General features: G+C 68.8%; 25 protein-coding genes. 12 read left to right on the forward strand and 13 right to left on the reverse strand.

Features of this window, described 5'->3' with window-relative positions; genetic code table 11:
• The first annotated feature begins 149 nt into the window (after positions 1 to 149).
• The 5 genes from purL (at position 150) to grxD (ending at position 4,068) form a co-directional block, all read left to right on the forward strand.
• A complete protein-coding gene (gene purL / locus G5B31_RS17095; RefSeq protein WP_165019424.1) occupies positions 150 to 2,312 on the forward strand; it encodes a phosphoribosylformylglycinamidine synthase subunit PurL in 2,163 nt (720 codons plus the stop codon).
• Entirely contained in the window at positions 2,312 to 2,776 is a 465-nt protein-coding gene (locus G5B31_RS17100) for a GNAT family N-acetyltransferase (RefSeq protein ID WP_165019425.1), read from the forward strand. Before purL ends, G5B31_RS17100 begins: the two co-directional genes overlap by 1 nt.
• Positions 2,773 to 3,258, forward strand: a complete 486-nt coding sequence (locus G5B31_RS17105; RefSeq protein ID WP_165019426.1) for a GNAT family N-acetyltransferase — start codon at positions 2,773 to 2,775, stop codon at positions 3,256 to 3,258. Before G5B31_RS17100 ends, G5B31_RS17105 begins: the two co-directional genes overlap by 4 nt.
• Before the next feature lie 80 nt (positions 3,259 to 3,338).
• Entirely contained in the window at positions 3,339 to 3,581 is a 243-nt protein-coding gene (locus tag G5B31_RS17110; RefSeq protein WP_165019427.1) for a BolA/IbaG family iron-sulfur metabolism protein, read from the forward strand.
• 127 nt (positions 3,582 to 3,708) lie between these two features.
• Positions 3,709 to 4,068 (forward strand): Grx4 family monothiol glutaredoxin, encoded by a 360-nt coding sequence (gene grxD / locus G5B31_RS17115; protein ID WP_165019428.1) that lies wholly within the window; start codon positions 3,709 to 3,711, stop codon positions 4,066 to 4,068.
• Positions 4,069 to 4,126: 58 nt separating this feature from the next.
• On the opposite strand, the gene G5B31_RS17120 is transcribed toward grxD, so the two are convergent.
• Genes G5B31_RS17120 through G5B31_RS17130 form a run of 3 tightly spaced genes read right to left on the reverse strand, consistent with a single transcriptional unit; the run spans position 4,127 to position 5,317 of the window.
• Positions 4,127 to 4,453, reverse strand: coding sequence for an MliC family protein (locus G5B31_RS17120; RefSeq protein ID WP_165019429.1), 327 nt, complete (start codon positions 4,451 to 4,453; stop codon positions 4,127 to 4,129).
• A complete protein-coding gene (locus G5B31_RS17125; protein ID WP_165019430.1) occupies positions 4,450 to 4,824 on the reverse strand; it encodes a cell division protein ZapA in 375 nt (124 codons plus the stop codon). The genes G5B31_RS17120 and G5B31_RS17125 overlap by 4 nt, the downstream gene beginning before the upstream one ends.
• On the reverse strand, positions 4,817 to 5,317 hold the full coding sequence (locus G5B31_RS17130; RefSeq protein ID WP_165019431.1) for a hypothetical protein: 501 nt from the start codon (positions 5,315 to 5,317) through the stop codon (positions 4,817 to 4,819). Before G5B31_RS17130 ends, G5B31_RS17125 begins: the two co-directional genes overlap by 8 nt.
• Before the next feature lie 224 nt (positions 5,318 to 5,541).
• On the opposite strand from G5B31_RS17130, the gene tkt reads away from it, so the two are divergent.
• Positions 5,542 to 7,557: a transketolase gene (tkt, locus tag G5B31_RS17135; protein WP_165019432.1), complete on the forward strand. Its 2,016-nt coding sequence runs from the start codon at positions 5,542 to 5,544 to the stop codon at positions 7,555 to 7,557.
• A 136-nt stretch (positions 7,558 to 7,693) separates the two neighbouring features.
• Here the strand turns inward: tkt and G5B31_RS17140 are convergent, their stop codons facing one another.
• Positions 7,694 to 8,668 (reverse strand): DUF808 domain-containing protein, encoded by a 975-nt coding sequence (locus G5B31_RS17140; RefSeq protein WP_165019433.1) that lies wholly within the window; start codon positions 8,666 to 8,668, stop codon positions 7,694 to 7,696.
• Positions 8,669 to 8,864: 196 nt separating this feature from the next.
• Between G5B31_RS17140 and gap (G5B31_RS17145) the strand changes: the two genes are divergently transcribed.
• The 4 genes from gap (G5B31_RS17145) to G5B31_RS17160 all read left to right on the forward strand — a co-directional run bounded on the left by gap (G5B31_RS17145) (position 8,865) and on the right by G5B31_RS17160 (position 11,479).
• The gene (gene gap, locus G5B31_RS17145; RefSeq protein WP_165019434.1) at positions 8,865 to 9,863 is read left to right on the forward strand and encodes a type I glyceraldehyde-3-phosphate dehydrogenase; all 999 of its coding nucleotides are present in this window, start codon (positions 8,865 to 8,867) and stop codon (positions 9,861 to 9,863) included.
• Positions 9,864 to 9,887: 24 nt separating this feature from the next.
• Positions 9,888 to 10,031 carry a glyceraldehyde-3-phosphate dehydrogenase gene (locus G5B31_RS17150; protein WP_165019435.1) on the forward strand — a complete coding sequence of 48 codons (144 nt, stop codon included), beginning with the start codon at positions 9,888 to 9,890 and terminating at the stop codon, positions 10,029 to 10,031.
• A gap of 103 nt (positions 10,032 to 10,134) precedes the next feature.
• On the forward strand, positions 10,135 to 11,139 hold the full coding sequence (gene gap / locus G5B31_RS17155; protein WP_165019436.1) for a type I glyceraldehyde-3-phosphate dehydrogenase: 1,005 nt from the start codon (positions 10,135 to 10,137) through the stop codon (positions 11,137 to 11,139).
• A gap of 175 nt (positions 11,140 to 11,314) precedes the next feature.
• On the forward strand, positions 11,315 to 11,479 hold the full coding sequence (locus tag G5B31_RS17160) for a hypothetical protein (protein WP_165019437.1): 165 nt from the start codon (positions 11,315 to 11,317) through the stop codon (positions 11,477 to 11,479).
• A 50-nt stretch (positions 11,480 to 11,529) separates the two neighbouring features.
• Here the strand turns inward: G5B31_RS17160 and coaD are convergent, their stop codons facing one another.
• The 3 genes from coaD to G5B31_RS17175 form a co-directional block, all read right to left on the reverse strand.
• On the reverse strand, positions 11,530 to 12,027 hold the full coding sequence (gene coaD / locus G5B31_RS17165) for a pantetheine-phosphate adenylyltransferase (RefSeq protein WP_165019438.1): 498 nt from the start codon (positions 12,025 to 12,027) through the stop codon (positions 11,530 to 11,532).
• Positions 12,028 to 12,127: 100 nt separating this feature from the next.
• A complete protein-coding gene (locus G5B31_RS17170) occupies positions 12,128 to 12,562 on the reverse strand; it encodes a CBS domain-containing protein (RefSeq protein WP_165019439.1) in 435 nt (144 codons plus the stop codon).
• Positions 12,563 to 12,617: 55 nt separating this feature from the next.
• Entirely contained in the window at positions 12,618 to 13,502 is an 885-nt protein-coding gene (locus G5B31_RS17175; RefSeq protein WP_165019440.1) for a LysR family transcriptional regulator, read from the reverse strand.
• Between the two features lie 93 nt (positions 13,503 to 13,595).
• Between G5B31_RS17175 and G5B31_RS17180 the strand changes: the two genes are divergently transcribed.
• Positions 13,596 to 15,095 carry a CoA-acylating methylmalonate-semialdehyde dehydrogenase gene (locus G5B31_RS17180; protein WP_165019441.1) on the forward strand — a complete coding sequence of 500 codons (1,500 nt, stop codon included), beginning with the start codon at positions 13,596 to 13,598 and terminating at the stop codon, positions 15,093 to 15,095.
• Positions 15,096 to 15,194: 99 nt separating this feature from the next.
• Here the strand turns inward: G5B31_RS17180 and G5B31_RS17185 are convergent, their stop codons facing one another.
• The 5 genes from G5B31_RS17185 to recA form a co-directional block, all read right to left on the reverse strand.
• Complete coding sequence (locus tag G5B31_RS17185) at positions 15,195 to 16,631, reverse strand: NCS1 family nucleobase:cation symporter-1 (RefSeq protein ID WP_165019442.1); 1,437 nt, start codon at positions 16,629 to 16,631, stop codon at positions 15,195 to 15,197.
• 176 nt (positions 16,632 to 16,807) lie between these two features.
• Positions 16,808 to 17,602: a class II glutamine amidotransferase gene (locus tag G5B31_RS17190; protein WP_165019443.1), complete on the reverse strand. Its 795-nt coding sequence runs from the start codon at positions 17,600 to 17,602 to the stop codon at positions 16,808 to 16,810.
• 105 nt (positions 17,603 to 17,707) lie between these two features.
• The gene (locus G5B31_RS17195; protein ID WP_165019444.1) at positions 17,708 to 18,001 is read right to left on the reverse strand and encodes a DUF1330 domain-containing protein; all 294 of its coding nucleotides are present in this window, start codon (positions 17,999 to 18,001) and stop codon (positions 17,708 to 17,710) included.
• 2 nt (positions 18,002 to 18,003) lie between these two features.
• Positions 18,004 to 20,658, reverse strand: coding sequence for an alanine--tRNA ligase (alaS, locus tag G5B31_RS17200; protein ID WP_165019445.1), 2,655 nt, complete (start codon positions 20,656 to 20,658; stop codon positions 18,004 to 18,006).
• 334 nt (positions 20,659 to 20,992) lie between these two features.
• Complete coding sequence (recA, locus tag G5B31_RS17205; RefSeq protein WP_165019446.1) at positions 20,993 to 22,066, reverse strand: recombinase RecA; 1,074 nt, start codon at positions 22,064 to 22,066, stop codon at positions 20,993 to 20,995.
• Between the two features lie 203 nt (positions 22,067 to 22,269).
• Here recA and G5B31_RS17210 point away from each other — a divergent pair, with 203 nt between their 5' ends.
• Positions 22,270 to 22,869 (forward strand): hypothetical protein, encoded by a 600-nt coding sequence (locus G5B31_RS17210; protein ID WP_165019447.1) that lies wholly within the window; start codon positions 22,270 to 22,272, stop codon positions 22,867 to 22,869.
• A 599-nt stretch (positions 22,870 to 23,468) separates the two neighbouring features.
• Here the strand turns inward: G5B31_RS17210 and G5B31_RS17215 are convergent.
• Positions 23,469 to 25,748 (reverse strand): ATP-binding protein, encoded by a 2,280-nt coding sequence (locus G5B31_RS17215; RefSeq protein ID WP_205912001.1) that lies wholly within the window; start codon positions 25,746 to 25,748, stop codon positions 23,469 to 23,471.
• Between the last annotated feature and the right edge of the window lie 42 nt (positions 25,749 to 25,790).

Genomic DNA, 25,790 nt, shown 5'->3' on the forward strand with positions numbered 1-25,790 from the left:
GAATTTTCTGGGAAAATTCGGGGTTTGGCCCGAGCCAAGACGTGAATTTTCGCAGAAAATTCGTGCGCCCGCGACGGGCGCGGCACCTTCCCCTCCGCGCGCCTTTCGTCTAGGAGGCGCGCAACGTCCCGTCCCACCGGAGGAAGGCCATGAGCGAACCCGCAATCACCCCCGATCTGGTGGCCGCGCACGGGATCAAGCCGGACGAATGGGAGCGCCTCCTGGGCATCCTCGGCCGCGCGCCGACCTTCACCGAACTCGGCATCTTCTCGGCGATGTGGAACGAGCATTGCTCCTACAAGTCGTCGAAGATCCACCTGCGCAAGCTGCCCACCACCGGCCCGCAGGTGATCTGCGGCCCCGGCGAGAATGCCGGCGTGGTCGACATCGGCGACGGCCAGGCCGTCGTCTTCAAGATGGAGAGCCACAACCACCCCTCCTACATCGAGCCGCACCAGGGCGCCGCCACCGGCGTCGGCGGCATCCTGCGCGACGTCTTCACCATGGGCGCCCGCCCCATCGCGGCGATGAACGCGCTCAGCTTCGGCCTGCCCGACCACCCGAAGACCGCCCATCTGGTCAAGGGCGTGGTCGAGGGCGTCGGCTCCTACGGCAATGCCTTCGGCGTGCCCACCGTCGGCGGCGAGGTGCGCTTCCACCGCAGCTACAACGGCAACTGCCTGGTGAACGCCTTTGCCGCCGGTCTGGCGGATGCGGACAAGATTTTCTACTCCGCCGCTTCGGGCGTGGGGATGCCGGTGGTCTACCTCGGCGCCAAGACCGGGCGCGACGGGGTGGGCGGCGCCACCATGGCCTCGGCCGAATTCGACGACACCATCGAGGAGAAGCGCCCCACCGTGCAGGTCGGCGACCCCTTCACCGAAAAGCGCCTGCTGGAGGCGTGCCTGGAACTGATGCAGACCGGCGCCGTCATCTCCATTCAGGATATGGGCGCGGCGGGCCTGACCTGCTCGGCGGTCGAGATGGGCGACAAGGGCGGCCTCGGCATCAAGCTGCAACTCGATGACGTGCCGCAGCGCGAGACCGGGATGACCGCCTACGAGATGATGCTGAGCGAGTCTCAGGAGCGGATGCTGATGGTCCTGCGCCCCGAGAAGGAGGCCGAGGCGAGGGCGATCTTCGTCAAATGGGACCTCGACTTCGCCATCGTCGGCGAGACCATCCCCGAGGACCGCTTCCTGATCCTGCACGGCAACGAGGTGAAGGCCGACCTGCCGCTGTCGAAGCTGTCCTCCTCCGCCCCGGAATACGACCGTCCCTGGGTCGAACCGCCGAAGCCCGCCCCCCTGGGCAAGCTGCCGGAGATCGGCGCCATCGACGGGTTGAAGGCCTTGATCGGCGCGCCCAACCATGCCCACAAGGGCTGGGTCTTCGAGCAATACGATGCCCAGGTCGGTGCCGACACCGTGGTGACGCCCGGCCTGCCCGCCGGCGTGGTCCGCGTCCATGGCACCGGCAAGGCGCTGGCCTTCACCAGCGACGTGACCCCGCGCTACGTCAAGGCCAACCCCTTCGAGGGCGGCAAGCAGGCGGTGGCCGAGGCCTACCGCAACCTGACCGCCGTCGGCGCCCTGCCGCTGGCCACCACCGACAACCTCAACTTCGGCAACCCCGAGAAACCCGAGATCATGGGCCAGTTCGTCGGCGCGCTGAAAGGCATCGGCGAGGCCTGCGCGGCGCTGGACATGCCCATCGTCTCGGGCAACGTCTCGCTCTACAACGAGACCGACGGCTCCGGCATCCTGCCGACGCCGACCATCGGCGCGGTCGGGCTGCTGAAATCGCTGGACGAGATCATCGCCGGCCGGCCGGCCGAGGGCGACCTCGCGCTGCTGCTGGGCGAGACCCGCGGCCATCTCGGCCAGTCGGCGCTGCTGGCCGAGGCCTTCGGGATCGAGGCCGGCGATGCGCCCCCGGTCGATCTGGCGGCGGAGAAGCGGCACGGCGACTTTGTCCGCGCCAACCGGGCGGCGATCCGCGCCTGCAGCGACCTCGGCGACGGCGGGCTGGCGCTGGCCGCCTTCGAGATGGCCGAGGGCGCCGGGACCGGCCTCTGGATCGACAGCGCCGAGACCGGCTTCCTGTTCGGCGAGGATCAGGCCCGCTACCTGCTGGCGGTGGCGCCCGAGGCGCTGGACGGGCTGAAGGCGGCGGCGGAAGCTGCGGGCGTGCCGCTGGCGCTGGTCGGCCAGTTCGGCGGCGGCAACGTCACCTTCGGCGCCGATGCCGCCCCGATGGCCGAGCTTTCCGCCCTCTACCGCAGCGCCTTCGCCGCCGCGCTCGGCCTCTGATGCTGCGGCGGGCGGAGACGGCGGACCTCGCCGCCATCCAGGCGCTGATCCGCGCCTTCCCGCTGCAACTGCTGGACCGCGGCGAGGGCTTCCTCGCCGACCTCGCCGCCGATCCCGACAGCCGCCTGCTGGTCTGGGACCGCGGCGGTTTCGCCGGCTTCGCCATGGTCGAGGGCATGTATCCCGGCGTGGTCAACCTGTCGAACCTCGCCGTCACCGCGCGCGGAAAGGGCGAGGGCCGCGCGCTGATCGCGGCGGTGCAGGAGGTGGTGTTCGCGGAAATGGCCATGCACCGCATCTTCCTCGACGTCGCCGCCGACAACGCCGCCGGCCTGCGCGCCTTCGAGGCGGCGGGCTTCGTCCGCGAGGGCACGATGCGCGAATGCTGGCTGCGGCCGGACGGGATCTGGACCGACTGCCACGCCTGGTCGATGCTGCGGCGGGAATGGCAGGCGCGGCCATGACCCTGCGCCCCGCCGCCCCGGAGGATTTCGCCTTCATCCGCAGCCTGACCACGCGGCCGGACTACACGCCGTTCATCGGCGACGACGACGAGGCGCGGCTGGCGGAATGGGCCGCAAGCCCCGCGGCCCGGGTGCTGATCTGGGAAAACGGCGGGGCCAAGGGCTTCGCCATCTTCCGCGAGATCGGCGATCCCTCCGGCCGGGTGGAGCTGTTCCGGCTGGCGCTGGACCGCGCCGGCGGCGGCCGCGGCGACGCCTTCTTCGCCGACCTGCTGCGCTTCGCCTTCCGCGACCTGAACGCCGCCCGGGTCTGGCTGGACGCCAGCGGCGAGAACCCCCGCGCCATCCGCATCTACGCCCCCGCCGGCTTCCGCCGGGAAGGCGTGCTGCGCGCCCACTGGCACCGCCCCTGCCTCGGCCGGGCGGTGGACCTGCACCTGATGGGCCTGATGCGCGGCGAATGGCTGGCGGCGCAGGGGTAGCGCGGGCGCCAATGCCCTTGCGGCCCCCTGCCCCGCGGCATACATCTGGGCCTTGGAAGACCCCGAAGGAGACCCCAGCCATGGCGATGGAAGGCAAGGACATCGAGGCGCTGATCCGGGCCGCGTTCCCGCAGGCGCAGATCACCGTGACCGACACCGCGGGCGACGGCAACCACTGGGCCGCCGAGGTGATCGACGAAAGCTTCCGCGGCATGAACCGGGTCCAGCAGCAGCGCGCGGTCTACGCCAGCCTGAAAGGCAAGATGGACGGCGCCAACGGCGACCTGCACGCGCTGGCGCTGACCACCAAGGCGCCGGAGTGACGGCGGTCCTCGACCTCCTCTCTGCCCTCGGGATGTGTGAGGATGTCAGGGGATTTCTGAAATACGGCGGCAGCTACTGGCATCGGAAACGTCGGCTGGACCGCTGGCGAGCAAAAAGGGAAACGAGATGAGCGCGAAGGACCAGATCCAGAAGACGATCGAGGCGAACGACGTGGTGCTTTACATGAAGGGCAGCAAGATGATGCCGCAATGCGGCTTCTCCTCGCGGGTGGCGGGGGTGCTGAACTACATGGGGGTGGACTACCTCGACGTCGACGTGCTGGCCGACCCGGAGATCCGGCAGGGGATCAAGGAATTCTCCGACTGGCCGACCATCCCGCAGCTTTACGTCAAGGGCGAATTCGTCGGCGGCTGCGACATCGTCACCGAGATGACCCTTTCGGGCGAGCTGGACACATTGTTCGAGCAGAAGGGCATCGGCTACAACAAGGAAGCCGCCGACAAGATCCGCGAAGCGAACGCCTGAGGGCCGGACGGCAAGTCCTTGATCCGAAAGAAAAGGCCGCCCTCCGGGGCGGCCTTTCTCATTCCTGTTCGGTGCAGGTGAGCAGCGGCACTTCCTCGCCGCCTTCCTTCCAGTAGAGCGTGGCCTCCGGCCCCTTGGTCCACCAGACGTAACTGGCGCCGTCCGAAGGCCAGCCGTAGCGGGCGCCGGAGGCGGCCGTTTCGGACACCAGCGTGATCTGCGCGCCCTCGACATGGATCACCGCCAGCGACCAGTCGGGCGCGTTGACATAGGTCGCCGGCACCGTCACGCCGCGGTCGCAGGCATAGCGCGTGGTGAGGAACTGGGTGTCCTCCGCCAGCACGGGGGCGGCGGCGAGGATCAGCGGCAGGACGAAGCGGATCATGCCGGGGCCTTCTCTTCCGCCCGCGCCGCCAGCGCCTCGGCCCTTGCGGCGATCTCGGCCAGGGTTTCCACCATCTGCGGCGGGATCACCGGCACCTCCACCCTTTGCGGCTCGGGCGCGGGGCGGCCTTCCAGCTCGGCCAGCCGGGCCTTCAGCTGCCGCAACTCGTCCTCGCCGGCGGCGGTGCGGTCGGCCAGCATCAGCCCGGCCATCAGCAGCATCTTCGCCTCGGGCAGGCGGCCCATGGCGGTCAGCAGGGGCTGCGCCTCGGCATCCAGCATCGCGGCGGCGGCGCGCAGGAAATGCTCTTCCCCGGGCTGGCAGGAGACCAGGAAGGGCCTGCCGCCGACGGTGATTTCCAGATCAGGCATTCTCGGCCTCCGTCAGATGGTCGTCCAGCGCCGCGGCGATCTCGTCCAGCTCCGCCATCTCGGTCAGCCGGGTGGCGCGCAGGGCGTCCAGCTCGGTCAGCATCGCCTTGTTGATCAGCGCGGGCTCGGCCAGACCGGCCGCCTGCGCCTCGCGCAGCTGCCGCAGCTGTTCGCGCAACCCGATGGTGGTGCGGCGCATCCGCTGCAGCTCCAGCCCCTGCACGTCCAGCTGCCGGGTCAGCTTTTCCATCCTCTCCTGCACCTGCGCCTGCTGGATCGCGTCGCGCTCCTTCACCGCGCGCAGGCGCTCCTGCAACTGCGCATTGGCCAGGCGCTCCTCTTCCAGCTGCGCCCGCAGCGCGGCGAGTTCGGCGGGGTCGGTCCCGGCCTCCGCCGGGGCCTCGGGCTGCGGCGCGGCCATCGCGTCCAGCCCCCGGCCGATCCGTTCCAGCGCGGCGCTGATGCGCCGTTCCAACTCGCCTATGTCCTGCATGTCCTGCCCCATTTCCGGTGCCGTCCGCTTGGGCGCCCCGCCCCTGCCTTTGCAGGCGAATCGCGGGCCGCCGGTCTTGGCGCCATCTTATGCCGGAACCGGCCCCCCGCGTCTTCCCTTTCTTCCCAAAGCCTTGGGCGACGCGCTTGATCTTGCCGGGTGCCGCCGTTATGCGCGAGGCCGAAAGCCCCTCCTCCCCCGCCCCGACCCGAAGGACAAGCCCCGTGGACATCGCAACGCTCCGTTCCCGCCACCCCGACCACTGGATGCGCGCGACCGCCATCCGCGCGCTTGCGCTGGATGCGGTGGCCGCCGCCAATTCGGGCCATTCCGGAATGCCGATGGGCATGGCCGACGTGGCGACCGTGCTGTTCGAGAAGCACCTGAAGTTCGATCCCAAGGCGCCGCGCTGGCCCGACCGCGACCGCTTCATCCTGTCGGCCGGCCATGGCTCGATGCTGATCTATGCGCTCTTGCACCTGACCGGCTACGAGGACGTGACGCTGGAGCAGATCAGGAACTTCCGCCAGTGGGGCGCGATCACCGCCGGCCACCCGGAATACGGCCACGTCTCGGGGGTGGAGACGACGACCGGCCCGCTGGGCCAGGGCATCGCCAATTCCGTCGGCTTCGCCATGGCCGAGGAACACCTGCGCGCCCGCTGGGGGGCGAAGCTGCAGGACCATTACACCTATGTGATCGCGGGCGACGGCTGCCTGATGGAGGGCGTCAGCCAGGAGGCCATCGGCATCGCTGGCCGGCAGAAGCTGAGCCGCCTGATCGTGCTGTGGGACGACAACGGCATCACCATCGACGGCAAGGTGGCGCTGTCGGACGTGACCGACCAGAAGGCGCGCTTCGCGGCCTCCGGCTGGGGCGTGTTCTCCTGCGACGGCCACGACCCCGAGGACATCGACCGGGCGATCACCGCGGCGAAGGCCAGCCCCGGCCCGGCGATGGTGGCCTGCAAGACCCATATCGCCCTTGGCCATGCGGCGCAGGACACCTCCAAGGGCCACGGCGCGCTGACCGACAAGGCGCAGCTGCAGGCGGCGAAGGACGGCTACGGCTGGCCGGGCGGCCCGTTCGAGGTGCCGGCCGAGATCAAGGCCTGGTGGGAATCGCTGGGGGCCAGGGGCGGCAAGGCCCGGGCCGAGTGGGAGGCGCGGCTGGCCGCCCTGCCCGCCGGCAAGCAGGCCGAATTCCGGCGCATCTTCGCGGGCGAGGCTCCGGCCAAGCTGGCCAATGCCATCCGTTCGGTGAAGAAGGCGGCGGCGGAGGCTCCCGCCAAACTGGCCACCCGCTCGGCCAGCGAGAAGGTGCTGACCGCGGTCAACCCGGTGATGACCGAGACCTTCGCGGGGTCCGCCGACCTGACCGGCTCGAACAACACCAAGACCGCCGACCTCGGCGTCTTCACGGCCGAGGATCGCAAGGGCCGCTATATGTATTGGGGCATCCGCGAGCATGGCATGGCCGCGGCGATGAACGGCATGGCGCTGCACGGTGGGGTGCGGCCCTATTCCGGCACCTTCATGGCCTTCACCGACTACGCCCGCCCCTCGATGCGGCTGTCGGCGCTGATGGGCCTGCCGGTGGTCTATGTGATGACGCATGATTCCATCGGCCTCGGCGAGGACGGGCCGACCCACCAGCCGGTCGAGCATCTGGCGATCTCGCGCGCCACGCCCAACACCCTGGTGCTGCGCCCGGCCGATCTGGTCGAGGTGGCGGAATGCTGGGAAGTGGCGCTGAGCCAGAAGTCCACCCCTTCGGTGCTGGCGCTGTCGCGGCAGAGCTTGGCGGCGGTGCGGACCGCGCATACCAACCAGAACCTTTCGGCGAAAGGCGCCTATGTGCTGGCCGAGGCCACGGGCAAGCGCCGGGTGATCCTGATCGCCACCGGCTCCGAGGTCGAGATCGCCCTGAAGGCCCGCGAGGCGCTGGAGGCCGAAGGGATCGGCACCCGCGTGGTGTCGATGCCGTCGATGGAACTGTTCGGGGCGCAGGACGAGGCTTACCGCAAGCGGGTGCTGCCCGCCGGCCCGGTCCGCGTCGCCATCGAGGCGGGGGTGCGGCAGGGCTGGGACCGCTGGCTTCTGGGAGAGCGCGGCCGCGAGGGCAAGTCCGCCTTCATCGGCATGTCCACCTTCGGGGCAAGCGCGCCCTACGAGCGGCTCTACAAGGAGTTCGGCATCACCGCCGAGGCCGCGGTGGCGGCGGCGAAGGCGATGCTCTGAGGGCAGGCGCCGCCAGGCTTTCTTACCCGAAGGCCGCCCGGAACGCCGGGCGGCCTTCCGCGTAGGGCGGGGTTCATCCCGCCGCGGCACGGGCAAATCGGCGGGTGAACCCCGCCCACCGGCCCGGCCGCCGCGCCTAGTGCGCGGCCTTCTTCTTCCCCGTCGCCGCCGCCCACATCGGCCCGATCACCCGCGTGGCCAGCGGGATCAGCAGCACCCCGAGCCCCAGGCCGAACACCCCGTCGATGGCCGCCTGCACCGCCCAGGCCACGAAGCCCTGCGCAACCGAGACCGCCTCGGCCGCCGCCTCGGCGATGTGATGGATGGTCTCGTAGGGCCATTCCCAGAGATGCGTCACCTCCAGCCCGTGCAGCACGATCGACCCGCCGACCCAGAGCATCGCCGCCGTCCCCACCGTGGACAAGAGCTCCATCAGCTTCGGCATCCCCACCACCAGCCCGCGCCCGGTGGCCCGCCCTGCCCCGGTGCGCCCCGTCGCCGCCATGTGCAGGCCGATGTCGTCCATCTTCACGATCAGCGCCACCGCGCCATAGACCGCGACGGTGATCAGCACCCCCACCAGCGCCAGCGTCGCCGCCTGCATCCAGAAGGAGGGGCTTTCCACCGTGGCCAGGGCGATGGTCATGATCTCGGCGGACAGGATGAAATCGGTCTTGATCGCGCCGGCCACCTTCTCCTCCTCCAGATGCGCCGGGTCGCGGGGGTCGAAATCCTGCTCCACCGCCTCGTCGCCATGCGGGAACAGGGCATGGAACACCTTCTCCGCCCCCTCGAAGCAGAGATAGGCCCCGCCCAGCATCAGCAAGGGTGTGATCGCCGCCGGCAGGAAATGGTTCAGCGCCAGGAGCGCCGGCAGCAGGATCACCAGCTTGTTGCGGATCGAGCCCAAGGCGATGCGGCCGATGATCGGCAGCTCCCGCTTCGCCTCGAAGCCGTGGACGTATTTCGGCGTCACCGCGGCGTCATCGATCACCACGCCGGCCGCCTTGGCCCCGGCCTTGGCCGCCGCCGCGGCCACGTCGTCGACCGAGGCCGCCGCCACCTTGGCGATGGCCGCCACATCGTCCAGAAGCGCCAGAAGTCCGCTCATCCTTCACCCCACCTTTGCACGCTTCCGCAATAAACCAGCCCCGGGGATTCGGCAAAAGCCATCCCGGCGCCTGCGCATCCGTTAGCGCAAACGGCGGATGTTCACGCTAACACGCGGAAAAAGCGTCGCTTTCCGGCTAGGAATACGGTCGTATACAGGCTATGCGCCAGAGAGCGAGTCATATCGGAGGCGCGGCATGATCACCATCGGCATCAACGGATTCGGACGGATCGGGCGCTGCACGCTGGCCCATATCGCGGAATCGAACCGCAACGACGTGCAGGTGGTGGCGATCAACGCCACCGGGCCGGTGGAAACCAACGCCCATCTGCTGAAATACGATTCGGTCCACGGCCGCTTTCCGGGCACGGTGAAGGTGGTCGACGGCGGGCTGGACCTCGGCCGCGGGCCGATCCGGGTGATGTCGACCTACAACCCGGACGAGCTGGACTGGCAGGGCGTCGACGTGGTGCTGGAATGCACCGGCAAGTTCAACGACCGCGACAAGGCCGCCGTCCACCTGGGCCGCGGCGCCAAGCGCGTGCTGGTCTCCGCCCCGGCCAAGAAGGCCGACAAGACCGTGGTCTACGGCGTCAACCACCGCCAGCTGACCGCCGAGCATCTGGTGGTTTCGAACGGGTCCTGCACCACCAACTGCCTGGCGCCGCTGGCCAAGGTGCTGAACGACGCCATCGGCATCGAATCCGGCATCATGACCACGATCCACAGCTACACCGGCGACCAGCCGACGCTGGACCGCCGCCACAAGGACCTCTACCGCGCCCGCGCCGCCGCCATGGCGATGATCCCCACCTCCACCGGCGCCGCCAAGGCGCTCGGCGAGGTGCTGCCGGAACTGAAGGGCAAGCTGGACGGCTCGGCCATCCGCGTCCCCACCCCCAATGTCTCGGCGGTGGACCTGACCTTCATCGCGGCGAAGTCGGTGACGGCGGAAGAGGTGAACCAGATCGTGCGCGAGGCCTGCGCCGGCTACATGGGCATGGTGATGTCCTACGACCCCGAGCCCAAGGTCTCGATCGACTTCAATCACACGCCGTTCTCGTCTATCTTCGCCCCCGACCAGACCAAGGTGGTGGGCCGCTCGGTCCGCGTGCTGGCCTGGTATGACAACGAATGGGGCTTCTCCTGCCGGATGGCCGACGTGGCCGGCGTCATGGGGCGGCTGCTGCAATAGGGGCCTGCGCCCCCCGGGGGCAAGGTGACCGATCGCATCGCATTCTGGCTGGCGGCCGTGCTGGCCGTGCTGATCGGGGCGGATTTCGCCCTGACCGGCGGCGAGACCCTGGTGTTTCTGGCCCGCAAGTTCTTCGACCTGATGGATTGGGTGGCATTCTGGCGCTGACCGCGGCAGACTGAGGTTGCATTTTCTGCCGTTTTGGCATTGTTAGCGCTATCGGACACCTGCTGTCGGATGGGCGCAATCGCAGCTTCGGAAGGGAAAGGTCATGGCCGTCAAGGTTGCCATCAACGGATTTGGGCGGATCGGACGCAACGTGCTGCGGGCGATCATCGAATCGGGCCGCACCGACATCGAGGTCGTCGCCGTCAACGACCTCGGCCCGGTGGAGACCAATGCGCATCTGCTGCGCTTCGATTCGGTGCACGGCCGCTTCCCGGCCGAAGTGACCACCGGCGAGGACTGGATCGACGTCGGCCGCGGCCCGATCCGGGTGACGGCGCTGAGGAACCCGGCCGACCTGCCCTGGGGCGACGTGGACATCGTGCTGGAATGCACCGGCATCTTCACCTCGAAGGAGAAATGCCTGCCCCATCTGGAGAACGGCTCCAGGCGCGTCCTGATCTCCGCCCCCGGCGAGGGCGCGGACAAGACCATCGTCTACGGCGTCAACCACGACACGCTGACCAGGGACGACATCGTGGTGTCGAACGCCTCCTGCACCACCAACTGCCTGTCGCCGGTGGCCTATGTGCTGAACAAGGCCATCGGCATCGAGAAGGGCATGATGACCACGATCCACAGCTACACCGGCGACCAGCCGACGCTGGACACCATGCACAAGGACCTCTACCGCGCCCGCGCCGCGGCGCTGTCGATGATCCCGACCTCCACCGGCGCCGCCAAGGCGGTGGGGCTGGTGCTGCCCGAGCTGAAGGGCAGGCTGGACGGCTATGCCATCCGGGTGCCGACGCCGAATGTCTCGGTGGTGGACCTGAAGTTCATCGCCAGGCGGGCGACGAGCGTGGAAGAGATCAACGGCGCGATCCGGGCGGCGGCGGCGGAGGGGCCGCTGAAAGGCATCCTCGGCTATACCGACTACAAGAACGTGTCGTCGGACTTCAACCACGACCCGCATTCCTCGGTGTTCCACATGGACCAGACCAAGGTGATGGACGGCACCATGTGCTCGATCCTGGCCTGGTATGACAACGAATGGGGCTTCTCCTGCCGGATGGCGGATACCGCGGTGGCCATGGGCAAGCTGATCTGATTTTCGTCGAAAATCAGGGCGAAGGGCGCCTCCGGGCGCCCTTTTTCATGACTCCGGGCCATGCATTTCCGGCATGGCTGCACCGCAGCATCGGCGGTTGTTAGCGATAACCGCCGCGCCTATCTTTCCGGTCGAGCGGAAGGAAAAGCAGACCCCGCCGGATGAGGAACCCGAAATGCTGACGATGATCGAAACCCTGAAGGAAGCCGCCCGCAAGCGCGCCGCCTATGTCCGCACCCGCGACGAGATCGCCCGGCTGCCGCTGGACGTGGCGCTGGACCTGGACATCTACCCCGGCGACGCCGCCAGGATCGCCCGCGAGGCCGTCTACGGGCGCTGAGCGCCGCCTGCCAAGGCGACTGCCGGGGGCCTTCGGGTCCCCTTTGCATTTCAGCCCTGGCGATACTTGGCCTTCAGCGCCTCGCGCACCGGATCGGGCACGAATTTCGACACGTCGCCGCCCAGCCGGGCGATCTCCTTCACCAGCTTCGAGGCGATGGCCTGCCGCCGGGCATCGGCCATCAGGAAGACCGTCTCGATGCTGCTGTCCAGCGCACGGTTCATGCCGACCATCTGGAATTCGTATTCAAAATCCGCCACCGCCCGCAGGCCGCGGATGATCACCCCTGCCCCGACGTCGCGGGCGCAGTCGATCAGCAGGTTCTCGAACGGGTGGACGACGATCTCGCCCCCCGTCTTCGCGGTGATGGCGGCGCATTCGGCCTGCACCATCGCCACCCGTTCCTCCAGCGGGAACAGCGGCCCCTTGTCGCGGTTGATGGCGACGCCGATCACCAGCCGGTCGACCAGCGCCATGGCGCGCTGGATGATGTCGGTATGGCCAAGCGTGATCGGATCGAAGGTGCCCGGGTAAAGGCCGATGCGCATTCCGTTTCCTCCGTCCGATCCCTGCCCGGATCGAACGCAACATTATTGCGCCGGCAAGTGCAAGAGCCTTTCCGCCCCCCTCCACTACCTACTTGCCCGCTCAGAAGCCCTTGATCATCCCCTCCAGCGCGTCCTTCTCGGCCGCCAGTTCCTCCAGCCGCGCCTTCACCACGTCGCCTATGGAGATCAGCCCGACCATCGCGCCGCCGTCCAGCACCGGCATGTGGCGGAAGCGGCCGTCGGTCATCTTCTGCAGCACGGCATGGGTCTGGTCGCCGCGTTCGCAGCCGACCACCTTGGCGGTCATCAGGCTGGAGACGGAATCGGACAGCACCCCCGGCCCGCGCTTGCCCAGTTCGCGCACGATGTCGCGCTCCGACAGGATGCCGACAGCGTGCCGGCCGTCGGACGAGACGATCACCGCGCCGATCTTCTTGGCGGACAGCAGCGCCACCGCCTCGGCCACGCTGGCCTCGGGCGCGATGGTGATGACATTGCCCTCGGGCTTCGATTTCAGGATCTGGCTGACAAGCATCGGCTGCTCCTCCCGGTGTCTGTCCTTGGAAGGGTCGGATGCGGGCCGGTTCCTGTCAAGGGATTGATTCAAGACGCGCGATTTCCGACCGGGCCTCGCGCGTCAGCGCCTCGGCGAAGCGGGTCAGGCGCGGAACCCGGGCGTCGTCGGCATGGCGGATCAGCCAGAAGCTGCGGGTCAGCCGGATGACGTCGGGCAGCACCCGGGTCAGTTCCGGCGCCGAAGGCAGGGCGAAGTCGTGGACCACGCCGATGCCGGCGCCGTGGCGCAGGAAGTTCAGCTGCACCGAGACGGAGTTGGACGAGAAGGTGACCGGCGGCGCGCCGATCTCGGCGAGGTAGTCCAGTTCCTTGTCGAAGATCAGATCGGGGATATAGCCGGTGAAGCGGTGGTGCTTCAGGTCCTCCGGCCCGCGGACCGGATGCGCGGCCAGATAGGCGCGGCTGGCGGCAAGATGCAGCCGGTAGTCGGTCAGCTTCTGCACCGTCAGCCGCCCGGCCGAGGGGCGGCTGACGCCGATGGCCATGTCGGCCTCGCGCTTCGACAGGTTGAACAGGCGCGGAAGCGCCACGATCTGCACCTCCAGCCCCGGGTTGGCGTCACAGATGCGGGCGATGACCTGCGGCAGCAGGTAATTGGCGCAGCCGTCCGGCGCGCCGAGGCGGATCTGCCCGGTCAGGCCCTCCGGCCCGGTCGGCGTCTCGGCCGCGGCGCGGGCGGCGGCCTCGGCCGCCTCGGCATGGGGCAAGAGCCGGGTGCCCCCCTCGGTCAACGCATAGCCCTGCGGCGATTTCTGGAACAGCCGCGCGCCGATCGCCTCTTCCAGCCTTGCGATGCGGCGGCCCACCGTCGCCGGGTCGATCTTCAGCCGCCGCCCGGCGCCCGAAAGGCTGTCGGCCCGCGTCACCGCCAGGAACACCCGCAGGTCGTCCCAGTCCATCCCTGCAATCCTGCAAAACCCTTTTGGAATATTGTCTCTTTGTCTGGCGTTTCCGCAAGGGTAAAACCGTGCCAGCCAATATCGGAGGATTCCATGCAAGAGATCGGTCACTGGATCAACGGCAAGCGCGTCGCGGGCAAGTCGGGCCGCTTCGCCGACATCTACAATCCCGCCACCGGCGAGATCCAGGCGAAGGTCGCGCTGGCGTCGCCTGAGGAGCTGGACCACGCCATTGCCGAGGCCGCCAAGGCGCAGGTCGCCTGGGCCGCCACCAACCCGCAGCGCCGCGCCCGGGTGATGATGGCCTTCGGCGCGCTGATCAACCAGAACATGGACAAGCTGGCCGAGCTGGTCAGCCGCGAGCACGGCAAGACCCTGCCCGACGCCCGCGGCGACGTGCAGCGCGGGCTCGAGGTGGTCGAGGTCTGCATGGGCGCCCCCGCGATGCTGAAGGGCGAGATGACCGACAGCGCCGGCCCCGGCATCGACCTTTACGCCATGCGCCAGCCGCTCGGCGTGGTGGCGGGCATCACGCCCTTCAACTTCCCGGCGATGATCCCGCTGTGGAAGATGGCCCCGGCGCTGGCCTCGGGCAACGCCATGATCCTGAAACCGTCCGAGCGGGTGCCCTCGACCTCGCTGCTGCTGGCGGAACTGCTGCAGGAGGCCGGGCTGCCGGACGGCGTGCTGCAGGTGGTGAACGGCGACAAATCGGTGGTGGACGGCATCCTCGACCACCCCGTCATCCAGGGCGTGGGCTTCGTGGGCTCGACCCCGATCGCGCAATACATCTACGGCCGCGCCGCCACCAACGGCAAGCGGGCGCAATGCTTCGGCGGCGCCAAGAACCACATGATCATCATGCCCGACGCCGACCTCGACAAGGCGGCGGATGCGCTGATCGGCGCCGGCTACGGCGCGGCGGGCGAACGCTGCATGGCGATTTCCGTGGCGGTGCCGGTGGGGGCGCAGACCGCCGACGCGCTGATCGAGCGGCTGGTGCCGCGCATCGAGAAGCTGAAGGTCGGCCCCTACACCGCCGGCGACGACGTGGACTTCGGGCCGCTGATCACCAGGCAGGCGCAGGAACGGGTGCTCGGCCTGATCGGCTCGGGCGTAGAGCAGGGCGCCAAGCTGGTGGTCGACGGCCGCGGGCTGAAGATCCAGGGCTACGAGAGCGGCTTCTTCGTCGGCCCGACGCTGTTCGACGACGTGACCCCGGAGATGGAGATCTACCGGCAGGAGATCTTCGGGCCGGTGCTGTCGACCGTGCGCAAGGACAGCTACGAAGACGCGCTGAAGCTGGTGATGGACAACGAATACGGCAACGGCACCGCGATCTACACCGCCGACGGCGACACCGCCCGCGACTTCGCCAGCCGGGTCAACGTCGGCATGGTCGGGATCAACTTCCCGATCCCGGTGCCGTTGTCCTATTATTCCTTCGGCGGCTGGAAACGCTCGGCCTTCGGCGACCTGAACCAGTATGGGCCGGACGCCTTCCGCTTCTACACCAAGACCAAGACGGTGACGGCGCGCTGGTTCTCCGGCATCAAGGAAGGTGCGGCGCTGAACTTCAAGGCGATGGACTGATCCGAAACGAAGGAGCGGGGGTTTCACACCCCCGCACCCCCGTGGGATATTTGTGGACAGATGAAAGGGGGAGGGTTTGCGCCCTCCCCCTTCCCTTTCTCAGACCTTGGCCTGCCCCATGCGCAGCGCATAATAGACCGCGCCGCCGATGGCCACGCCGAAGAACCAGCCGTAGGTGCCCCACCAGGCCGGCAGGATCGTGGTGAAGGTCGGCAAGAGCGACGAGAACACGATGCCGATGCCGAGCGCGATGAAGGCCTTGAGGTGCCAGCCGTTCTGGAACCGGAACTCGCCGTTCTCCTGGTAGAGGTCCGGCACGTTCAGCTGCGCCTTGCGGATCAGGTAATAGTCCACCATCATGATCCCGAAGATCGGCCCCATGGTCGAGCCGATGAAGTTGACGAAATTCGCTGCCCCCGTCTCCCAGGGAGACCAGGGGAACAGGATCAGGCTGATGATCGCCGCGATATAGCCGCCGCCCTTGAAGCTGATCTTCGAGGGGAAGACGTTGGAAAAGTCGAAGGCGGCGGAGACGAAGTTCGCCACCACGTTGATCCCCAGCGTCGCCACCGCGAAGGTCAGCGCGGCGAGGATGGCCAGGAACAGGCTGTCGAACTTGGCCGAGATCTGCTCGGGGTGGATCAGCACCTCGCCATAGACCGAATAGGCGGCGGTGGTGGTGACACCGGCGACCAGGCAGAAGGCCAGCAGGTTGACCGGCAGGCCCCAGAGGTTGCCCTTCATCAGCGCCTTCTCGTCGGTCGCATAGCGCGAGAAATCGCAGAAGTTCAGGTAGAGCGCGGCGAAATAGGTGATCCAGGTGGCGGCCACCGCAGCCAGCGCGGCAAAGCTGCCCGGGGCGGCGGTCACCCCTGCCCCGGCGGTGGCGGCGACCAGCACGTCCTGCGGGATTTCCGACCCGAAGGAGAAGGTGCCGGACTTCACCACCAGATAGACCGCCAGCACCAGCATGACGATCCAGACCGCGGGGCCGGCCCAGTCCTGGAACCGGCGCACCGTCTCCATCCCGTTCTGGATGATCATCAGCTGCGCGCCCCAGACCACCAGGAAGCAGATGAAGGTCAGGCTGGAATGGCCGAGGAAGGTGCTGGTCTGGTGGAACTCCAGGAGCGCCGGGCTGCGCACCAAGAGCGCCACCAGCGCGCCCGCGGCGGCGGCGGTCTGCGCGCCATACCAGAAGCAGGCCACCACGGCGCGGATCAGCGCCGGGGCATTGGCGCCGAAGGTGCCGAAGGAGGCCCGCGCCAGCACCGGGAACGGCACGCCCGTCCTGACCCCGGCATTGCCGACCAGCGTCATCAGCACGAAGATCACCAGCGAGCCGATGCCGATAGCGATGACGAAGTTCAGGAAGCTGCCGCAGAGCAGGAACAGGCTGGCGGCGAGGTAATAGCCCCAGAGGCTGTGCACGTCCGAGGTCCAGACGTTGAAGATCGAGAAGGCACCCCACTTCCTTTCGGTCGCGGGCGCCAGGTCCTCGTTGTGCAACGAGGGCGATGGATTGACGAGTTGCATCACTGTCCCCTTCCTTTTCATCGGGAGCGGCGTGCCCATTTTTTCGGCATCTGTCCGCGGGATCAGCTAACGCCGTTTCCGTCGGGTAAACAATCAAGCGAATCCCGAAAGGATTTTTCGTGATTTCTTGAAAAACTTACGGGAAACGAAGCGAAATTCCGGCTTGACCGCGCCCGTCAGGCTGCGGAGGCCAGCCGGCAGGGCAGGAACGGCTCCACCTTCACCGCCTCGCCCTCGAAGGTGCAGAAGGCGGCGGCGGGCACTTCGGTCCAGCCGCCCTCGTCCGCCTCCAGCGGCTCGGAGACCACCGCCATGCCCTGCCGGCTGGCCGACCAGCGGTAGTAGAGGCTGGGCGCGGCCTCGTCGGTGGCGTAGCGCACGGCATAGAGCCGGCGGCCGTCCGACAGCGCCGCGGTCATCCGCAGCCAGGGCAGCGCCCCCTTCTCGCGCGCCAGCCGGATGAACCGGGCCGAGGCGCGCTCCAGCGCGCCGCGCGGGTCGGCGTCCAGCCCCTCGGCAATGGCGGCGAGGAACAGCGCCTCGCTGTCGGTCGCGCCCTTGCGGTGCGGATAAAGGTGATCCGGGATCATCATGTCGGCGTCGCGGCGGAACTTCTCGTAGCCGCCGACCTGGCCGTTGTGCATGAAGCTCCACACCCCATGGACGAAGGGGTGGCAGTTGTTGCGGCTGGTCGCCGTGCCGGTGGAGGCGCGGACATGGGCGAGGAACAGGCCGGATTTCACCTGCGCGGTCAGGCTGCGCAGGTTGGGGTCCGACCAGGCCGGCATCACGTCGCGGTAAAGCCCCGGGTCCGGCCGGTCGCCATACCAGGCCACGCCGAAGCCGTCGGCGTTGATCGCGGTATGGCATTGGGTGGCGCAATGGGACTGGTGGATCAGCGAATGGCCCGGGCGGCTGATGATCTCCTCCAGGAAGATCGGAGCGCCGGAATAGGCGGCCCACCGGCACATCAGCGGGGCCCTCTGCTCTGGGTCATGGTGTCACGCCTGCGTTGTTTTTCCGCGACTTTACCACGTTCCGGCGGTTGCGCGCGGGGAAAATCGCGCGGATTGGCGCTATTCGCCCACTTCCTCGACCACCACCAGGTCGCGGATGCTGGCGCCCTTGGCATGGGCCAGCGCGGCCTGATAGGCGGGCGAGCGGTAGCATTCCACCGCCTTCTCCAGGCTGGGGAACCGCGCCACCACGTTGCGGGCGCGGTCGTTGCCCTCCAGCTGCACATAGCGCCCGCCGCGGGCGAGGAAGATCCCGCCATGGGCGGCGATGGCGGGACCGGCCTCCTTGGCGTAGCGGCCATAGGCCTCGGCGTCGGTCACATCGACATGGGCGATCCAGAGGGCGGTTGGCATGGTCAGGCTCCGATCAGGGTTTCCGCGGCCTTGATGGCGGCTTCGGCCGCGGCGATGTCGGCGCCGCCGGCCTGCGCCAGGTCGGGCCGGCCGCCGCCGCCCTTGCCGCCCATGGCCTCGGCCGCGGCCTTGACCAGCGTCACGGCGGACAGCCGCGCGGTCAGGTCGGCGGTGACGCCGGCGGCCACCGCGGGCTTGGCCCCGGTGTCGGCGATCAGCAGCACGGCGCCCGAGCCGAGGCGGGACTTCATCTCGTCGATCAGCGCCGGCAGGTCCTTGCCGGAGACGCCCTGCAGCACCTGGGCGACGAACTTCACCCCGTTGATCTCGCGGGCTTCCGGCCCGGCGGCCTTGCCGCCCATGGCCAGCTCGCGCCGCAGCGTGGCGACCTCGTTCTCCAGCTTGCGGCGGTCCTCGGCCAGCGCCTTCACCCGGTCCACCGCCTCGCCAAGCGGGGCCTTCAGCGCGGCGGCGATCTCGGCCAGCTGCGCGCCCTGCCCGCGCAGGTGGTCCAGCGCCGCCTGCCCGGTCAGCGCCTCGACCCGCCGCACCCCGGCGCTGGAGGCGCTGTCGCCCAGCATCACCAGCGCGCCGATGTCGCCGGTCCGCGCCACATGGGTGCCGCCGCAAAGCTCCAGCGAATAGGTCCGCCCGTCCGCGCCCTTGCCGGAGCCGTCCTGCCAGCCCATCGACACCACCCGCACCTCGTCGCCGTATTTCTCGCCGAAGAGCGCCTGCGCGCCGATGGCGCGGGCGTCGTCCGGGGTCATGATCCTTGTCTCCACCGGGGCGTTCTGGCGGATGAAGGCATTGACCTCGGCCTCCACCTGCGCCAGTTCCGCCGGGCTCAGCGCCTGCGAATGGCTGAAATCGAAGCGCAGCCGGTCGGGCGCGTTCAAGGACCCCTTCTGCGCCACATGGTCGCCGAGCGCACGGCGCAGCGCCTCATGCAACAGGTGCGTCGCCGAGTGGTTGGCGCGGATCTGGCTGCGGCGGCCGTGCGCGACCTCCAGCTTGGCCGGCTGGCCCTTGCTGATCCCGCCTTCCGCCACCCGACCGATGTGGATGAACACCCCGGCGGCCTTCCTGGTGTCCGTCACCTCGACCATGCCGGTGTCGGTGCGGATCAGCCCGGTGTCGCCGACCTGGCCGCCGCTTTCGGCGTAGAACGGGGTCTGGTTGACCACCACCTGCACCGCCTCGCCCGCCTGGGCCGCGCCGATCTCGGCGCCGTCGCGCACCAGCGCCAGCACCACGCCTTCCGCCGTCTCGGTGTCGTAGCCGAGGAATTCGGTCACGCCGCGGTCTTCCGCCAGCTCGAACCAGATCTTCGCATCCTTGGCCTCGCCCGAGCCCGCCCAGGCCGCCCGGGCCTTGGCCTTCTGCTCGGCCATGGCATCGTCGAAGCCGGCCACATCCACTGCCCGGCCCTTCTCGCGCAGCGCGTCCTGGGTCAGGTCCAGCGGGAAGCCGTAGGTGTCGTAAAGCTTGAACGCCGCCGCCCCGGGCAGGTCGGCGCCCTCCGGCAGCCGGGCCAGCTCGTCGTCCAGCAGCCGCAGGCCGCGGTCCAGCGTCTGCTTGAACCGGGTCTCCTCCAGCTTCAGCGTCTCCTCGATCAGCGCCTGCGCCCGCTGCAACTCGGGGTAAGCCCCGCCCATCTGGCGCACCAGCGCCGGCACCAGCCGATACATCACCGGGTCCTGCGCGCCCAGCAGATGCGCATGCCGCATCGCCCGCCGCATGATCCGCCGCAGCACATAGCCGCGGCCCTCGTTCGAGGGCATCACCCCGTCGGCGATCAGAAAGGAGGTCGACCGCAGGTGGTCGGCGATCACCCTGTGGCTGGTCTTGCCCGGCCCGTCCGGGTCCTGATGGGTGGCATGGGCCGAGGCCTCGATCAGGCTGCGCATCAGGTCGGTGTCGTAGTTGTCGTGCTTGCCCTGCAACAGCGCGCCGATCCGCTCCAGCCCCATGCCGGTGTCGATCGACTTCGCCTCCAGCTCGCGGCGCGAGCCGTCCTCGAACTGCTCGAACTGCATGAAGACGTTGTTCCAGATCTCGATGAAACGGTCCCCGTCCTCCTGCGCCGACCCGGGCGGGCCGCCCCAGATATGGTCGCCGTGGTCGTAGAAGATCTCGGTGCAGGGGCCGCAGGGGCCGGTCGGGCCCATCATCCAGAAGTTGTCGTTGGTGGCGATGCGGATGATCCGCTCATCCGGCAGGCCCGCCACCTTCTTCCAGATCGCCGCCGCCTCGTCGTCGGTGTGGTAGACGGTGACCAGCAGCCGGTCCTTGTTCAGGCCGAAATCCTTGGTCAGCAGTTCCCAGGCCAGCGGGATGGCGGTTTCCTTGAAATAGTCGCCGAAGGAGAAATTCCCCAGCATCTCGAAGAAGGTATGGTGCCGCGCGGTATAGCCGACATTGTCGAGGTCATTGTGCTTGCCCCCCGCGCGGACGCATTTCTGCGCCGTGGTGGCGCGGCTGTAGTCGCGGGTCTCGACCCCGGTGAACAGGTTCTTGAACTGCACCATGCCCGAGTTGGTGAACATCAGCGTCGGGTCGTTCCGGGGCACCAGCGGGCTGCTGTCGACGACCCGGTGGCCGTTCCGCCGGAAGAAATCGAGGAAGGTGGAGCGGATGTCGTTCAGGGACGCCATGTTGCGGGGCCTTTCCGGGGGCGATACGGGCAGATACGGGGGCAATCGGCCCCCGTTTAGCCGCGGTTTCCCGGCCTGTCCACGGGCGGAACGCATGGGCCGCGAAAAAGGCCGGAGCGGGCGCCTCCGGCCTTTCCTGTCCCTAGCGGGTCTGCTTCCGAGGGCCAGCCGACAGCGCCCGCCTCGCCCGCTCGGCCCTCCTGTCCCTGCGCGGGCAGGCTTCCTCCGGGCTTCACTGGCGCGTCCTGCCCCGGCGGTAGGCCTGGTCCCTGCGCGGCGGGGCCACCACCGCGGCACCGAAGCGCGCGGTTGCGCCTCCCCGTGCAGGCGGGCCTCAGCCCTCCATCACATCCTCGTCGCCGGCGCCGCCTTCCATGTGGAAGTCCAGCCCGTTGGCCGCGCGGATCTTGTCCTCGATGGCGGCGGCGACGGCGGGATTGGCCTTCAGGAAGGTCTTGGCATTCTCGCGGCCCTGGCCGATGCGCTCGTCGCCATAGGAATACCAGGCGCCGGACTTCTCCACCACGCCGGCCTTGACGCCGATGTCGATCAACTCGCCGGTCTTCGAGATGCCCTCGCCATACATGATGTCGAATTCCACCTGCTTGAACGGCGGCGCCACCTTGTTCTTCACCACCTTGACCCGGGTGGTGTTGCCCACCACCTCCTCGCGGTCCTTGATCGCGCCGATGCGGCGGATGTCGAGGCGGACCGAGGCGTAGAACTTCAGCGCATTGCCGCCGGTGGTGGTCTCGGGGCTGCCGAACATCACCCCGATCTTCATCCGGATCTGGTTGATGAAGATCACCATGCAGTTCGACCGTCCGATGCTGGCCGTCAGCTTGCGCATCGCCTGGCTCATCAGCCGGGCCTGGGCGCCGACGGTGGCGTCGCCCATGTCGCCCTCAAGCTCGGCCTTCGGCGTCAGCGCGGCGACCGAGTCGACCACGATCAGGGAAACCGCGCCGGAGCGCACCAGCGTGTCGACGATCTCCAGCGCCTGTTCGCCGGTGTCGGGCTGGGAAATCAGCAGCTCGTCGAGGTTCACCCCCAGCTTCTTGGCATATTGCGGGTCCAGCGCGTGTTCGGCATCGACGAAGGCGCAGACGCCGCCCTTCTTCTGCTCCTCGGCCACCACATGCAGCGTCAGCGTGGTCTTGCCGCTGCTTTCCGGCCCGTAAATCTCGACGATCCGCCCCTTCGGCAAGCCGCCGATGCCGAGCGCGATGTCGAGGCCCAGCGATCCGGTCGAGGTCGCCTCGATCTCCATCACCGGGCTGTCCTTGCCCAGCTTCATGATCGAGCCCTTGCCGAACTGCCGCTCGATCTGCGCAAGCGCGCTTTCCAGCGCCTTCTGCTTGTCCATGTCCCGCTTGCTCCCAAGATCGAAAAGGTTGGCGACCGTCATCTCCGTCTCCTTATTCCACAGCCACCGGGGGGCGGCAATGCTTGCCCGTGTTCCGCCTCTGTTCTGCCCGTTATGGGGGTAAACCGGGAACATTTCAACCGGGATCGTCACGAATCCAGCTTTTGCGCGATTTCCTTAAGGGATAGTTTACGCCGACAGGAAAAACGGCCCGCAAAGGGCCTTGTGCGGTGAAAGGGGCAGGAATGCTGGTGTTCTGGGAGGCGCGGCTGGTGTTCCTGGCCACGCCGAAGACGGGGTCGACGGCGATCGCCGCCGCGCTCGAATCGCTGGCGGCGGTGTCGGTGCAGCGGCCGCCGGTGCTGAAGCACACCACCGTCCACCGCTTCCGCCGCTTCTTCGGCCCCTATCTGGAGGCGGCGTCCAAGGCCGACTGGACCGTGGTCGCCCTGATGCGCGAGCCGCGGGACTGGCTGGGGTCCTGGTATCGCTTCCGCCAGCGCGAGGGCACCGAGCCGGGGAAATCCACCCGCGGGATGAGCTTCGACGATTTCGTGCGCGCCTGGTGCTCCGACCCCCGCCCCGATTTCGCCGATGTCGGCAGCCAGGAACGCTTCCTGCGCCCGCGCCAGGGCCAGGGGGTGGACCGCCTCTTCCGCTACGAGGAAATCGACACCTTCGTGCATTTCCTCGAGGACCGGCTGGACTGCGAGATCATCCTGCCGCGCCTGAACGTCTCGCCCCCCGGCCAGACCGGGCTGTCGCCGGAGACCGAGGCCCTGCTGCACCAGACCGCCGCTGCGGATTTCGCGCTCTACGACCGGCTGACGCATCCAGAGGGCTGAGGCCGGGTGCTTCCCCGACAAGACCTGCCGCCCGGGGCAACGGACGGATGCGGGTTCGGTGGGCCGCTCCCTTGATCCAACATCCGCGACCGGCTGCGAAGCGGGAACGGATGATCGCCGTCAGCGCATTCGGCAGGGTCCGATCCGACAGTCCCGCGGCCCGCTGCGAAGCGGGAATGGGCCGTCAGCGCATTTTGATCCGATGGCCCCGGCCCGCGGCGAAGCAGGAGCGGGCGATCGCCGTCAGCGCATTCGGCAGGTCCCTTGATCCGGCAGTCCCGCGGCCCGCTGCGAACCGCCCGAGACCATGGCTCCTGTGGGCCGACGGGAACCGCCGCTCCGCAGCGGGCAATCCGGGAGGCTCGCCCTCGCCCTTCCCGCCGCCGGCCCGCTTCGCTCCGTTCGGGCCGCGAGAGGGACCGGCTTCTCCATCCCTGCCCGCCTAGGTTCCGGCCATCTTTCGCCAGCCGCGGGAAGCGCCCGACTCTCGCTCCACTTTCCCAACATGGCGGCCGTCCGCCTCCAGACCGCCGCTCGGCTCCCCTCCTTCACCCCGCGGGCCTGTCCTGCCCCGCGGGCGTGACCGCCCCTTCCCCCCCTCATTGCAACTGCCCCTGAACCGTCTGGGTCAGGTCGTTCAGCGAGAAGGGTTTCGGCAGGAAGACCGAGTTCGGAATGCGCGCCTGGTCGGCCGAGAGCACGTCCTCGGCATAGCCGGAGACGAAGATCACCCGCACATCCGGCCGGTCCTCCAGCGCGCGCTTGACCCAGGTCGGGCCGTCCATCCCCGGCATCACCACGTCGGTGACGAAGACATCCACCTCCACCGCCGGATCGGAGAGCGTCTTCAGCGCCTCCTCGGCATTCTCGGCCTCCAGCACGGTGAAGCCGCGCAGGCGCAGCGCGCGGCTGGCGAAGGCGCGGACCGGGGCCTCGTCCTCGACCAGCATCACCACGCCCTCGCTGCGGCGGATCACCGGCCGCCGGACGGGCTCCTCCGCCGGGGCGGGTTCGGGGACGGCCTCCTCCGCCTCCTCATGGGCGGGGAAGAACAGCTCGAAGGCGGTGCCGTGACCGGGGTCGCTGGCAACGAAGATATAGCCGCCGGACTGCTTGACGATGCCGTAGACCGTCGAGAGGCCGAGGCCGGTGCCCTCGCCGGTCTTCTTGGTGGTGAAGAAGGGCTCGAAGATCTTGCCCAGCTTGTCCGGCGGAATGCCGGTGCCGGTGTCGATCACCCGCACCAGCGACCAGGCGCCGGCCGGGATCGTCGCGCGGTCGCGCACCAAGGGCTCGGCCAGCACCACCGCCTCGGTCTCGATGCGGATGGCGCCGCCCTCGGGCATGGCGTCGCGGGCATTGACCACCAGGTTCATCAGCACCTGCTCCAGCTGCCGCTTGTCGGCGCGGATCGGCGCCAGGCCCGGGTCGTGCGCCAGGTTCAGCCGCACCTTCTCGCCCACCAGCCGGTTGAGAAGATGGGTCAGGTCGGACAGCACCTCCTGCAGGTCCAGCGTCTCGGGCTTCATCGTCTGCTTGCGCGAGAAGGCCAGCAGCTGGTTGACCAGCGCCGCCGCCCGGTTGGCGTTCTGGCGGATCTGTTCGAGGTCGGCATAGTCCGAATCCTCGCGGGCATGGTTCAGCAGCAGAAGGTCGCAATGGCCGGAGATCGCGGTCAGCAGGTTGTTGAAATCATGGGCGATCCCGCCCGCCAGCTGGCCGATCGCCTGCATCTTCTGGCTCTGGGTGAACTGCGCCTCCAGCTTCTTCAGCGCGGTCGCGTCCGACAGCACCGCCAGCGCGCCCGACCGGCCCTGCTCGACGATGCGGCGCAGCTGGACCTGGACGAAGCTTTCCTCGCGGGCGCGACGCACCCGCAGCACCTCGGACCCGGCGGGCAGGCGTTCGCTGACCACGTCGGACAGCCAGTCGGCCACCGGGCGGCCGAGGTCCTCGAACAGGTCGTGGAATGACAGTTCCGCCACCGGCATGTCGCCCAGCAGATCCCGCGCCTGCCGGTTCAGGCTGCGCAGGCTGCCGTCGGCGGCGAATTTCATCAGCGCCACGGGGACGTTCTCGAAATCCGTCCGCACGGTGTCGGCCTCGGGCCGGTCGGCGGCGGGCAGCAGGAAGATCTCGCGCCGGTCGCCAAGGCCCTCGACCTCGGCGACGATGGCGCGCAGGGGGCCGTCCCGGCCGAAGACCTGCACCTCCTCGCCGCTGAAGAAGCGCGGTTGCAGGAAGATGCGGTCCAGCCGCTTCGGCCGCTCGCCCAGCAGTTTCCGCATCGCCTCGTTGGAGAACAGCACCACGCCGGCGCGGTTGACCACCACCATCGGCAGGCTCAGCGCCTCGGCGCCGCGGCCGGTGGGGCTGCGGTCCTGGAATTCCTCGATCCGCCAGAGGAAACGGTCGGGGGCGACGCGGTGGACCGACAGCCGCATGTGGCCGCGGCGGGTCACCACATCCTCGCGCGCGGCGCCCGCGCCGGCGGCACGCGACTGCAGGCGGAACAGCACCGCGGCGGGCGAGGCGAACTGCTCGTGCAGGACCGCGACCAGCGTGGCCGCGCTGTCGCCGAACCGCGCCAGCGCCGAGGCGTTGCGGAACAGCACCTGCCCCAGTTCGTCGGTGGAGAAGCAGGGTGCCACGTCCTCGCCCACCAGCAGCGCCAGCCGGGCGGCGAGCCGCGCCTCGCGCCGCCGCTCGGCCCAGGCGAGGCCGCGCACCAGCAGCACCAGCCCGACCAGCGCCAGCCCGACCACCACCAGCGTGGCCTGCATCCCGCGCCCTTCGGCCAGCAGCGCCAGGCCGAGGCTGACCGAAGCCGCCGCCAGGAGCCAGCCGATGCGCGCGGACAGCCCGCGCGTGGCGAACATCACCGCCCTGAGTTCGGTTTCCGGTCGTAGCACCTGTCCCTC

The sequence above is a fragment of the Rhodobacter sp. SGA-6-6 genome (genome assembly GCF_011043545.1).
Lineage (GTDB): Bacteria > Pseudomonadota > Alphaproteobacteria > Rhodobacterales > Rhodobacteraceae > Pseudogemmobacter.